Origin of the sequence: Leclercia sp. Marseille-Q4284 (assembly GCF_916618945.1) — a bacterium.
GTDB lineage: Bacteria > Pseudomonadota > Gammaproteobacteria > Enterobacterales > Enterobacteriaceae > Enterobacter > Enterobacter tamurae.
Map to the genome: position 1 here is coordinate 906,717 of NZ_CAKAKG010000002.1, position 12,540 is coordinate 919,256.

At 55.4% G+C, this 12,540-nt stretch carries 9 protein-coding genes, 1 tRNA gene and 1 rRNA gene; 9 read left to right on the forward strand and 2 right to left on the reverse strand.

The features are described 5' to 3' along the window. Positions 1-172: 172 nt before the first annotated feature. From kup to rbsR, 7 genes are all read left to right on the forward strand, one after another. Positions 173-2,041, forward strand: a complete 1,869-nt coding sequence (gene kup / locus LG383_RS19045; protein ID WP_106995528.1) for a low affinity potassium transporter Kup — start codon at positions 173-175, stop codon at positions 2,039-2,041. 215 nt (positions 2,042-2,256) lie between these two features. Beyond that, positions 2,257-2,676: a D-ribose pyranase gene (gene rbsD, locus LG383_RS19050; RefSeq protein WP_106995527.1), complete on the forward strand. Its 420-nt coding sequence runs from the start codon at positions 2,257-2,259 to the stop codon at positions 2,674-2,676. A gap of 7 nt (positions 2,677-2,683) precedes the next feature. Beyond that, positions 2,684-4,189 (forward strand): ribose ABC transporter ATP-binding protein RbsA, encoded by a 1,506-nt coding sequence (rbsA, locus tag LG383_RS19055; RefSeq protein ID WP_166184997.1) that lies wholly within the window; start codon positions 2,684-2,686, stop codon positions 4,187-4,189. A 4-nt stretch (positions 4,190-4,193) separates the two neighbouring features. Next, the gene (rbsC, locus tag LG383_RS19060; protein WP_106995525.1) at positions 4,194-5,159 is read left to right on the forward strand and encodes a ribose ABC transporter permease; all 966 of its coding nucleotides are present in this window, start codon (positions 4,194-4,196) and stop codon (positions 5,157-5,159) included. 27 nt (positions 5,160-5,186) lie between these two features. Beyond that, a complete protein-coding gene (gene rbsB, locus LG383_RS19065) occupies positions 5,187-6,077 on the forward strand; it encodes a ribose ABC transporter substrate-binding protein RbsB (RefSeq protein ID WP_032615470.1) in 891 nt (296 codons plus the stop codon). A 108-nt stretch (positions 6,078-6,185) separates the two neighbouring features. Continuing rightward, complete coding sequence (gene rbsK, locus LG383_RS19070; protein WP_225760163.1) at positions 6,186-7,115, forward strand: ribokinase; 930 nt, start codon at positions 6,186-6,188, stop codon at positions 7,113-7,115. Between the two features lie 3 nt (positions 7,116-7,118). Beyond that, entirely contained in the window at positions 7,119-8,111 is a 993-nt protein-coding gene (gene rbsR / locus LG383_RS19075; RefSeq protein WP_166184991.1) for a ribose operon transcriptional repressor RbsR, read from the forward strand. On the opposite strand, the gene mdtD is transcribed toward rbsR, so the two are convergent. Together mdtD and LG383_RS19085 are read right to left on the reverse strand one after the other, a co-directional pair. Further along, the gene (gene mdtD / locus LG383_RS19080; protein ID WP_106995523.1) at positions 8,077-9,504 is read right to left on the reverse strand and encodes a multidrug transporter subunit MdtD; all 1,428 of its coding nucleotides are present in this window, start codon (positions 9,502-9,504) and stop codon (positions 8,077-8,079) included. The two genes, rbsR and mdtD, sit on opposite strands and share 35 nt — an antisense overlap. Before the next feature lie 21 nt (positions 9,505-9,525). Further along, on the reverse strand, positions 9,526-10,218 hold the full coding sequence (locus LG383_RS19085; protein ID WP_106995522.1) for a FadR/GntR family transcriptional regulator: 693 nt from the start codon (positions 10,216-10,218) through the stop codon (positions 9,526-9,528). Between the two features lie 480 nt (positions 10,219-10,698). Between LG383_RS19085 and LG383_RS19090 the strand changes: the two genes are divergently transcribed. Next, positions 10,699-12,238: ribosomal RNA gene (locus tag LG383_RS19090) — 16S ribosomal RNA — on the forward strand. A gap of 87 nt (positions 12,239-12,325) precedes the next feature. After that, a tRNA-Glu gene (locus tag LG383_RS19095) sits at positions 12,326-12,400 on the forward strand. Positions 12,401-12,540: the final 140 nt, after the last annotated feature.

The window sequence follows — 12,540 nt, forward strand, 5'->3', positions numbered from 1 at the left end:
GACGTTTCGTTCTGGGCTGGTAATAGACTGAACTACGGTGCTATTTTCTTTGCGCTATGTTAATGCGGGCGCATTTAGGGGTACGATTCTACGATTAATCGTGCATACTGTGCGCTTTTTGTGGGCCAAGGGACTAAGCACACATTTGTTATATAAACGAAAAGACTAGTCTATGAGCACTGATAATAAGCAATCATTACCCGCAATAACGCTCGCGGCGATCGGGGTTGTGTACGGTGATATCGGCACCAGCCCGCTTTATACGCTTCGTGAATGTTTGTCCGGTCAGTTTGGTTTTGGCGTGGAACGCGACGCTGTTTTTGGTTTTTTGTCTCTCATCTTTTGGCTCCTGATCTTAGTAGTCTCCGTTAAATATCTCTCCTTTGTCATGCGCGCAGATAATGCCGGCGAAGGCGGTATCCTGACCTTAATGTCGCTGGCCGGGCGCTACACCTCACCCAAAATGACCTCCTTCCTGGTGATTATCGGGCTGATTGGTGGCAGCTTCTTCTATGGCGAAGTGGTGATCACACCAGCTATCTCCGTGTTGTCGGCAATCGAAGGGCTTGAGATTGTCGCGCCGCAGCTTGAGGAATGGGTCGTTCCGCTGGCCATTCTTGTGCTGACCCTGCTGTTTGTGATTCAGAAGCACGGCACCGGGCTGGTGGGAAAACTCTTCGCGCCGATTATGCTGGCCTGGTTCCTGATCCTCGCGGTGCTGGGGTTACGCAGCATTATTGCGAATCCGGACGTACTGCATGCGCTGAACCCGATGTGGGCGGTGCACTTCTTCCTCGAATACAAAACCGTGTCGTTTATTGCGCTGGGCGCCGTGGTGCTCTCCATCACCGGGGTCGAGGCGCTGTATGCCGATATGGGGCACTTCGGCAAACTGCCTATTCGTGTGGCCTGGTTTATGGTGGTGCTGCCGTCGCTGGTGTTGAACTACTTTGGCCAGGGCGCGCTGCTGCTCAAACATCCGGAAGCGATTAAAAACCCGTTCTTCCTGCTGGCTCCGGACTGGGCGCTGGTGCCGATGCTGATCCTCGCCACGCTGGCAACGGTGATTGCCTCTCAGGCGGTGATCTCTGGCGTCTTCTCCCTGACCCGTCAGGCCGTGCGTCTGGGTTATCTCTCCCCGATGCGCATCATTCATACGTCAGAGATGGAGTCGGGCCAGATCTACATCCCGTTCATTAACTGGCTGCTCTATTTCGCGGTAGTGATTGTTATCGTCAGCTTCGAGCACTCCAGTAACCTGGCGGCAGCCTACGGTATCGCCGTCACCGGGACGATGGTGCTGACCTCTATCCTCTCCACCACGGTGGCGTACCGCAACTGGCACTGGAATAAATTCCTCGTGGGAATGATTCTGGTCGGCTTCCTCTGCATCGATATTCCGCTGTTCTCGGCCAACCTCGACAAGATTGTCTCCGGCGGCTGGCTGCCGCTGACGCTGGGTATGGTGATGTTCATTGTGATGACCACCTGGAAGAGCGAGCGTTTCCGCCTGCTGCGTCGGATGCACGAGCACGGTAATTCTCTGGATGCGATGATCGTCTCGCTGGAGAAATCCCCGCCGGTGCGTGTGCCGGGTACAGCAGTCTATATGTCGCGTGCGCTGAACGTGATTCCGTTTGCCCTGATGCACAACCTCAAGCACAACAAGGTGTTGCATGAGCGGGTGATCCTCCTGACGCTGCGTACCGAAGATGCGCCGTATGTGCATAATGTTCGCCGCGTGCAGATAGAGCAGCTTTCGCCCACTTTCTGGCGCGTAGTGGCCAGCTATGGCTGGCGCGAAACCCCGAACGTGGAAGAGGTGTTCCACCGCTGCGGTCTGGAAGGCTTAAGCTGCCGGATGATGGAGACCTCGTTCTTTATGTCGCACGAGTCGCTGATCATCGGCAAACGCCCGTGGTATCTGCGCCTGCGCGGCAAGCTCTACCTTATCCTCCAGCGTAACGCCCTGCGTGCGCCCGACCAGTTCGAGATCCCGCCTAACCGCGTCATTGAGTTAGGGACACAGGTCGAGATTTAGTTAGTGCCCGGCGGCGCTTCGCTTGCGCGGGCCTACGGTTTTGTAGGCCGGGTAAGCGCAGCGCCACCCGGCAAATATTCCCCCTCTTCTCCCCCGCATTTCACTTAGCGAAACGTTTCGACAACGATCACAAATCTGCAACGCCATGGTGGTTTTCTGCGCATCGGTAAGATTAAACTGACGCCAGCGAAACGTTTCGCTAGCGGAGCAAGAAAATGAAGAAAGGCACTGTACTCAACTCTGAAGTCTCATCGGTCATCTCCCGTCTTGGGCATACCGATACGCTGGTGGTCTGTGATGCGGGTTTACCCATTCCTCACAGTACAACGCGTATTGATCTGGCATTAACCCAGGGCGTGCCCTCGTTTATGCAGGTACTGGATGTGGTGACAACCGAGATGCAGGTTGAGGAAGCCATTCTCGCAACGGAAATCAAACAACATAATCCGCAGCTCCACGAAACGTTGCTTGGCCATATCAAGCAGCTGCAACAACACCAGGGAAACACCATAAAAATAAGTTACATAACGCACGAGCAGTTCAAGAAAAATACCGCTGACAGCCAGGCGGTTATTCGCAGCGGGGAGTGTTCCCCGTATGCGAATATCATTCTCTGTGCTGGCGTCACCTTCTGAGGCCACCATGGACGCACTCCTGCAACTGAAAGGGATCGATAAGTCGTTCCCGGGCGTTAAAGCCCTCTCCGGTGCCGCACTGAACGTCTATGCCGGCCGCGTGATGGCGCTGGTGGGTGAAAACGGTGCCGGCAAATCCACGATGATGAAAGTGCTGACCGGCATCTATCAACGTGATGCCGGTTCGCTGCTGTGGCTCGGCAAAGAGACCACCTTCACCGGCCCGAAATCCTCCCAGGAAGCCGGGATCGGCATCATCCACCAGGAGTTGAACCTGATCCCACAGCTGTCCATCGCGGAGAACATCTTCCTCGGTCGCGAGTTTGTGAATCGCTTTGGCAAAATTGACTGGAAACAGATGTATGCCGAAGCCGACAAACTGCTGGCGAAGCTGAACCTGCGCTTCAAAAGCGATCGGCTGGTGGGTGACCTTTCCATTGGCGATCAGCAGATGGTGGAGATCGCCAAAGTGCTGAGCTTCGAATCCCGGGTCATCGTCATGGATGAGCCGACCGACGCCCTCACCGATACCGAAACCGACTCTCTGTTCCGCGTGATCCGCGAGCTGAAAGCGCAGGGGCGCGGCATCGTCTACATCTCCCACCGTATGAAAGAGATCTTCGAGATCTGCGATGACGTGACCGTCTTCCGCGACGGGCAGTTTATTGCCGAGCGTGAAGTGGTGACCCTCACCGAAGATACGCTGATTGAGATGATGGTGGGCCGTAAGCTCGAAGACCAGTACCCGCGTATTGATAAGCAGCCGGGCGATATCCGCCTGAAGGTCGATAACCTGTGCGGCCCGGGCGTCAACGACGTCTCCTTTACGCTGCGCCAGGGCGAGATCCTCGGCGTGGCCGGGCTGATGGGGGCTGGCCGTACCGAACTGATGAAAGTGCTGTACGGTGCCCTGCCGCGCACCAGCGGGTATGTCACGCTCGATGGGCATGAAGTGGTTACCCGCTCTCCGCAGGATGGCCTGGCGAACGGTATCGTCTATATCTCCGAAGACCGTAAGCGCGATGGTCTGGTGCTGGGGATGTCGGTGAAAGAGAACATGTCCTTGACCGCGCTGCGCTACTTCAGCCGCAACGGTGGGAGCCTGAAGCATAAAGACGAGCAGCAGGCCGTCAGTGATTTTATCCGCCTCTTTAACGTCAAAACCCCGTCGATGGAACAGGCTATCGGTCTGCTGTCCGGCGGTAACCAGCAGAAAGTGGCGATTGCCCGCGGCCTGATGACCCGTCCGAAGGTGCTGATCCTCGATGAGCCAACCCGCGGTGTGGACGTCGGCGCCAAGAAAGAGATTTATCAGCTCATCAACCAGTTCAAGGCTGACGGGCTGAGCATCATTCTGGTCTCTTCCGAGATGCCAGAAGTATTAGGCATGAGCGATCGCATTATCGTTATGCATGAAGGGCATCTCGGCGGTGAATTCAGTCGCGAGCAGGCCACCCAGGAAATTCTGATGGCTGCCGCTGTGGGCAAGCTTAATCGCGTGGATCAGGAGTAAGAAGATGACTACCCAGGCTGTTTCTGGACGCCGCTATTTCACTAAGGCATGGCTGCTGGAACAAAAATCGCTGATTGCTCTGCTGGTGCTGATCGCGATTGTCTCCACCATGAGCCCGAACTTTTTTACCGTAAATAACCTGTTCAACATCCTTCAGCAAACGTCCGTCAACGCCATTATGGCGGTGGGGATGACGCTGGTGATTTTGACGTCGGGTATCGACCTGTCCGTCGGTTCCCTGCTGGCGCTCACCGGCGCGGTTGCCGCTTCAATTGTAGGGATTGAAGTCAACGCGCTGGTGGCGGTGGCAGCGGCCCTGGCGCTGGGCGCTGCGATTGGAGCCGTCACCGGAATGATTGTAGCGAAAGGCCGCGTGCAGGCGTTTATCGCCACCCTGGTGATGATGCTGCTGCTGCGCGGCGTGACCATGGTCTACACCAACGGTAGCCCGGTGAACACCGGCTTTACCGACAACGCCGATCTGTTTGGCTGGTTCGGCATCGGCCGCCCGCTGGGTATCCCGACGCCGGTGTGGATCATGGGGCTGGTGTTCCTCGCGGCGTGGTACATGTTGCATCACACCCGTCTGGGTCGTTATATCTATGCCCTGGGCGGTAACGAAGCGGCGACGCGTCTGTCCGGCATCAGCGTCAATAAAGTCAAAATTATCGTCTACTCCCTGTGCGGCCTGCTGGCCTCGCTGGCGGGCATTATCGAGGTGGCACGTCTCTCCTCTGCTCAGCCAACGGCGGGTACCGGTTATGAGCTGGATGCCATCGCTGCGGTCGTGCTGGGCGGTACCAGCCTGGCAGGGGGTAAAGGTCGTATCGTGGGGACGCTGATCGGTGCGCTGATCCTCGGCTTCCTGAACAATGGTTTGAATTTGTTAGGTGTTTCTTCCTATTACCAGATGATCGTCAAAGCGGTAGTGATTTTGCTGGCGGTACTGGTAGACAACAAAAAACAGTAACTGACGACACTACAGGACATCTTTGATATGAATATGAAAAAACTGGCTACCCTGGTTTCTGCTGTCGCGCTGAGCGCAACTGTGAGTGCAAACGCCATGGCGAAAGATACCATCGCGCTGGTGGTTTCCACCCTGAACAACCCGTTCTTCGTCTCCCTGAAGGATGGCGCGCAGAAAGAAGCCGACAAGCTGGGCTACAACCTGGTGATCCTGGATTCCCAGAACAACCCGGCGAAAGAGCTGGCTAACGTGCAGGACTTAACCGTTCGCGGCACCAAAATTCTGCTGATCAACCCGACCGATTCCGATGCGGTAGGTAACGCCGTGAAGATGGCTAACCAGGCCAATATCCCGGTGATCACCCTGGACCGTCAGGCGTCTAAAGGCGAAGTGGTCAGCCACATTGCCTCTGATAACGTGCTGGGCGGCAAAATTGCCGGTGATTACATCGCCAAAAAAGCAGGCGAAGGTGCCAAGGTTATCGAACTGCAGGGTATCGCCGGGACTTCCGCAGCGCGTGAGCGTGGCGAAGGCTTCCAGCAGGCCGTTGCTGCCCACAAATTCAATGTACTGGCCAGCCAGCCGGCAGACTTCGACCGTACTAAAGGTCTGAACGTAATGCAGAACCTGCTGACCGCTCACCCGGACGTTAAAGCGGTATTCGCACAGAACGACGAAATGGCGCTGGGCGCACTGCGTGCTCTGCAAACCGCAGGCAAATCGGATGTGATGGTTGTCGGATTTGACGGCACGCCTGATGGTGAAAAAGCGGTGAACGATGGCAAACTGGCTGCGACCATTGCTCAGCTTCCTGAGCAGATCGGCGCGACTGGCGTGCAGACTGCTGACAAAGTGCTGAAGGGCGAGAAAGTTCAGGCTAAATACCCTGTTGACCTGAAACTGGTCATCAAGCAGTAACAGGCGATTCAGGCAGCTACCGGCTGCCTGAGGGACAACATATAAAGAAATAGCGTGGCATATGCCACCGGGTTCTCCCGGTGGCACTCTCAGATGGACACCTCAATGATGAAAACCGCAGGTAAGCTCGTTGTCCTTGGCAGCATTAATGCCGATCACATTCTTAACCTTGACGCTTTCCCGACACCGGGCGAAACCGTAACCGGCAATCGCTATCAGGTCGCCTTTGGCGGCAAAGGGGCAAACCAGGCGGTCGCCGCCGGACGCAGCGGCGCAAACATCGCCTTTATCGCCTGTACCGGCGATGACGATACCGGTGAGCGCGTGCGCAAACAGCTGGCAAGCGACAACATCGATATTGCGCCGGTCAGCGTAGTGGAAGGCGAATCAACCGGCGTGGCGCTGATTTTTGTCAACGCGGAAGGTGAGAATGTTATCGGTATTCATGCAGGTGCTAATGCGGCGCTGACCGCTGAACGCGTGGCGGCGCAACATGAGAGTATCGCCAGTGCCGACGCGCTGCTGATGCAGCTGGAGACGCCGGTAGAAAGCGTGCTGGCGGCGGCAAAAATTGCCCATAAAAATCACACCACTGTCGTACTTAATCCCGCGCCTGCCCGTGTATTATCAGACGAGTTGCTGGCGCTGGTGGATATCATCACTCCTAACGAAACCGAAGCCGAAAAGCTGACGGGTATTCGCGTTGAAAACGATGACGATGCGGCGCGCGCGGCGAAAGCCCTGCACCAGAAAGGCATCAGTACGGTCATCATTACCCTTGGCAGCCGTGGCGTATGGGCCAGCGTCGAGGGGGAAGGTCGTCGCGTTCCCGGCTTTAAGGTGAAAGCTGTTGATACCATCGCTGCAGGCGATACCTTTAATGGTGCGCTGGTCACGGCGCTGCTGGAAGGTGAGCCGCTGGATACCGCGATTCGTTTTGCCCATGCGGCGGCGGCCATTGCGGTAACCCGTCCAGGCGCACAGCCTTCTGTACCCTGGCGCAATGAGATCGATGAATTTTTAAGTCAGCAGAGGTAGCGTTTGGCCACAATGAAAGATGTCGCTCGCATGGCGGGCGTCTCTACTTCCACTGTCTCCCATGTCATTAATAACGATCGCTTCGTCAGCGAGGCGATCCGGGAGAAGGTCGAAGCCGCAGTTAAAACCCTCAATTATGCGCCTTCCGCCCTGGCACGCAGTCTGAAGCTCAACCAGACCCGCACCATTGGCATGCTGATCACCGCCAGTACCAACCCCTTTTACTCTGAGCTGGTGCGCGGCGTAGAGCGCAGCTGTTTTGAGCGCGGATACAGCCTGGTGCTCTGTAATACCGAAGGCGACGAGCAACGCATGAACCGTAATCTGGAGACGCTGATGCAAAAGCGCGTCGACGGGTTATTACTCCTGTGCACTGAAACGCATCAACCCTCGCCCGAGATAATGCAGCGCTACCCTTCCGTTCCCACGGTGATGATGGACTGGGCGCCGTTCGACGGTACCAGCGATCTGATTCAGGATAACTCGCTGCTGGGTGGGGACATGGCGACGCAGCATCTGATTGATAAAGGGCATACCCGCATCGCCTGCATTACCGGTCCGCTGGATAAAACCCCTGCCCGCCTGCGGCTGGAAGGGTTTCTGGTCGCCATGGCGCGCGCCGGTCTTCCGGTGCCTGACGGGTATCAAATCACCGGTGACTTTGAATTTAGCGGCGGGTTTGAGGCGATGCAGTCCTTACTGGCGCAGAAAGATCGCCCTCAGGCGGTGTTTATTGGTAATGATGCGATGGCCGTGGGGGCCTATCAGGCGCTCTATCAGGCGGGGCTTCGTGTCCCGGATGATATCGCCGTGGTGGGATATGACGATATCGAACTGGCGCAGTATATGACGCCGCCGCTCACCACTATTCATCAGCCCAAGGATGAACTGGGCGAGCTGGCGATTGATGTGCTGATCCACCGTATCACCCAGCCCGCACTGCAACCACAGCGGCTGCAGCTTACTCCTGTTCTGATGGAACGGGGTTCTGTTTAGGTTTGTGCCGTTCTTTAATGAGGTTACGACCATCTTTCGGTTTTAACAGCATAAATACCAGGGCCGAGATCACCGTCAGTACGCCCATGGTGATAAAGGTTGAGTGGAATTGTTCGACAGTATTCGTACCGCCGAACCCTTCATAAAAGCGCAACACCGCCGCACTCAGCGCCACTCCCAGACTGATCGACAGCTGCTGCGTCACCGCCAGCATGCTGTTGCCGCCGCTGGCGTTCTCATCGCTGAGATCGGCCAGGGTAATGGTGTTCATCGAGGTGAACTGGATGGACATCGCCATCCCCAGTACAAACAGCGGCAGGATCAGCATCCATATCGGCAGCGCGGCCGACTGCAGTGAGAATTGCGCAATCATCACGCCAATAAATACCGTCACGCCGACCAGTGTCCTGCGGTATCCCACCCGGCGTAACAGCTGGGTCACGCCGGATTTCGCCAGAATCGAACCCAACGCGGTAGGCGCCATCATGCAGCCGGCGATCAGCGCCGGATAACCGAACCCGACCTGCAGCATCAGCGGCATCAGGAAGGGAACACATCCGGTACCCAGACGTGAAGCGATGTTTCCGGCAATACCCACCGAGAAGGTGCGCGTGTTAAACAGCGAGAGGGAAATCAGCGGCGTAGGATGACGACGCGCATGACGTATATAAAGAAGAAAAAGAAGAATACCGCTGAAGATGATGGAGACGGCCAGCCAGGTGGCCACCACTTTCTCACCGAACAACTCCATGCCGCTGGAAAACAGCACCAGGCTCAGTCCAAACAGGAAGAACCCGCCCATATCGAATTTGCGCCGCGGGGTGGTGAAGTTCGGCATAAATTTGCGGGCATAGAAAAGACCGGCGACGCCAATCGGAATATTAATAAGGAAGATCCAGTGCCAGCTGGCCCAGGTGACCAGCACGCCCCCCAGTACCGGCCCGAGGATCGGCCCGACCAGGCCCGGCATAGTGACAAAGTTAAGTACTGGCAACAGTTCGCTGCGCGGATAGGCTCTTAGCAGCGCCAGACGCGCGACCGGCATCATCATCGCGCCGCCAATTCCCTGAATCACCCGGAACACAACCAGCTCGCCCAGTGAACTGGAGAGTGCGCAGGCCAGCGACCCCAGCGTAAATAAGGTAACCGCCAGCATAAAGATACGCCGCGTGCCGAAGCGATCGGCCAGCCAGCCGCTCACCGGGATCAGCATCGCAACAGTCAGGGTATAACTGATGATGGCTGACTGCATGGCCAGCGGAGAACGGTTAAGACTTTCGGCAATCGCCGGGAGAGCGGTATTGAGGATGGTGGCGTCCAGCGCCTGCATAAAGAAAGCCATTGCCGCGATCCATGGCAAACCCGCCATGCTGCGCGCTTTTTTTACTGTCATTCGAATTCCTGTTGTTTATGACTATCGTGCTGGTGTGGCAAGCAGTGTCTGGCTGGCCGTCATGGCGCGCAGCCCGTCGCTATCCTGAATGGCATCAACGATAGCCTGGTGTAAATCCAGCTTCACCACCTCGTCCTGAGTAATAGACGTAAAGTAGGTGTGATAGACAGAATGAAAGAGCGAGGCAAAAGAGGTCAGGAACGGATTACCGCTCATCTCATAGATATGCTCATGCCAGGCCATATCCACTTCTATCCAGCGTTCCCGGTTGAAGTGCTTTTTCAGATGCACCATCTCATCCATCAGAGTATTTAACCGCGCTTTTTGCTCTGCCGTTCCGATCGTGGCGGCCAGCAGGCAGGCCTGCGGCTCCAGACTGCTGCGCATGACCAGGAAATGATCGATGACCTGATGGAAGTTATCTTCCGTCATCCACCAGGAGAGTAGCTCCTGATCGAGGAAGTTCCAGTTGCCCTGGGGCATCACGCGCGTACCGATGCGCGGACGGGGAAGCACCATCCCTTTCGCGGTTAAGGTTTTTACGGCTTCACGCACGGCAGTTCGGCTTACGCCAAACTGCTCACCCAGTTCCAGTTCGCCCGGCAGGATGCTACCCGGCAGGTATTCACCCGCCAGGATTCGCTGTGCCAGCTTTTCTGCCAGCACATAGGAGAGATTTTTTTGTGCCGCCAGCTGTTGCGCGCTCAAAGGCATAACGCATATTCCTTGATTCTTAATGCTAGTAAGTATGCCATCTGCAGGATAGTTGTGGTTGGTAAAACGACAATTAGCGCAATTTCTGGCTAAAAGATGGGTCTTTTGGTGAAAAAAAGCACGGTTGATTAGTTTTTTTAAATTTACTCTTGTCACTGCCGAAGAACTCCCTATAATGCGCCTCCACTGACACGGAACAACGGATTACAAACCGCCGTGACAGCAGGCTTCAGAGATGAATGCCGGCGGAGAAAAGCGAAAATAATTGCTTGACTCTGAATGAGGAAAACGTATTATACGGGACCTCGCAACGGTGAGCGAAAGCCGCGTTGCACTGCTCTTTAACAATTTATCAGACAATCTGTGTGGGCACTCAAAGTGACATGGATTCTTAACGTCGCAAGACGATAAATGAATACCAAAGTCTCTGAGTGAACATACGTAATTCATTACGAAGTTTAATTCACGAGCATCAAACTTAAATTGAAGAGTTTGATCATGGCTCAGATTGAACGCTGGCGGCAGGCCTAACACATGCAAGTCGAACGGTAGCACAGAGAGCTTGCTCTCGGGTGACGAGTGGCGGACGGGTGAGTAATGTCTGGGAAACTGCCTGATGGAGGGGGATAACTACTGGAAACGGTAGCTAATACCGCATAACGTCGCAAGACCAAAGAGGGGGACCTTCGGGCCTCTTGCCATCAGATGTGCCCAGATGGGATTAGCTAGTAGGTGGGGTAATGGCTCACCTAGGCGACGATCCCTAGCTGGTCTGAGAGGATGACCAGCCACACTGGAACTGAGACACGGTCCAGACTCCTACGGGAGGCAGCAGTGGGGAATATTGCACAATGGGCGCAAGCCTGATGCAGCCATGCCGCGTGTATGAAGAAGGCCTTCGGGTTGTAAAGTACTTTCAGCGAGGAGGAAGGCGGTGAGGTTAATAACCTCATCGATTGACGTTACTCGCAGAAGAAGCACCGGCTAACTCCGTGCCAGCAGCCGCGGTAATACGGAGGGTGCAAGCGTTAATCGGAATTACTGGGCGTAAAGCGCACGCAGGCGGTCTGTCAAGTCGGATGTGAAATCCCCGGGCTCAACCTGGGAACTGCATTCGAAACTGGCAGGCTAGAGTCTTGTAGAGGGGGGTAGAATTCCAGGTGTAGCGGTGAAATGCGTAGAGATCTGGAGGAATACCGGTGGCGAAGGCGGCCCCCTGGACAAAGACTGACGCTCAGGTGCGAAAGCGTGGGGAGCAAACAGGATTAGATACCCTGGTAGTCCACGCCGTAAACGATGTCGACTTGGAGGTTGTTCCCTTGAGGAGTGGCTTCCGGAGCTAACGCGTTAAGTCGACCGCCTGGGGAGTACGGCCGCAAGGTTAAAACTCAAATGAATTGACGGGGGCCCGCACAAGCGGTGGAGCATGTGGTTTAATTCGATGCAACGCGAAGAACCTTACCTACTCTTGACATCCAGAGAACTTAGCAGAGATGCTTTGGTGCCTTCGGGAACTCTGAGACAGGTGCTGCATGGCTGTCGTCAGCTCGTGTTGTGAAATGTTGGGTTAAGTCCCGCAACGAGCGCAACCCTTATCCTTTGTTGCCAGCGGTCCGGCCGGGAACTCAAAGGAGACTGCCAGTGATAAACTGGAGGAAGGTGGGGATGACGTCAAGTCATCATGGCCCTTACGAGTAGGGCTACACACGTGCTACAATGGCGCATACAAAGAGAAGCGACCTCGCGAGAGCAAGCGGACCTCATAAAGTGCGTCGTAGTCCGGATTGGAGTCTGCAACTCGACTCCATGAAGTCGGAATCGCTAGTAATCGTAGATCAGAATGCTACGGTGAATACGTTCCCGGGCCTTGTACACACCGCCCGTCACACCATGGGAGGGGGTTGCAAAAGAAGTAGGTAGCTTAACCTTCGGGAGGGCGCTTACCACTTTGTGATTCATGACTGGGGTGAAGTCGTAACAAGGTAACCGTAGGGGAACCTGCGGTTGGATCACCTCCTTACCTTAAAGAACCTGCCTTTGTAGTGCTCACACAGATTGTCTGATGAAAAGTAACGAGCAAGACGGCTGCGAAGTCGCGACACATCGTGTCCCCTTCGTCTAGCGGTTAGGACTCCGCCCTTTCACGGCGGCAACAGGGGTTCGAATCCCCTAGGGGACGCCACTTGCTGGGTGTGAGTGAAAGGCACAACCAATCAGTATCTCAAAACTGACTGTTAAGTCATGTTTGAGATATTTGCTCTTTAAAAATCTGGATCAAGCTGAAAATTGAAACGACACACTGTGTCTGCTCTCCGTAATAAG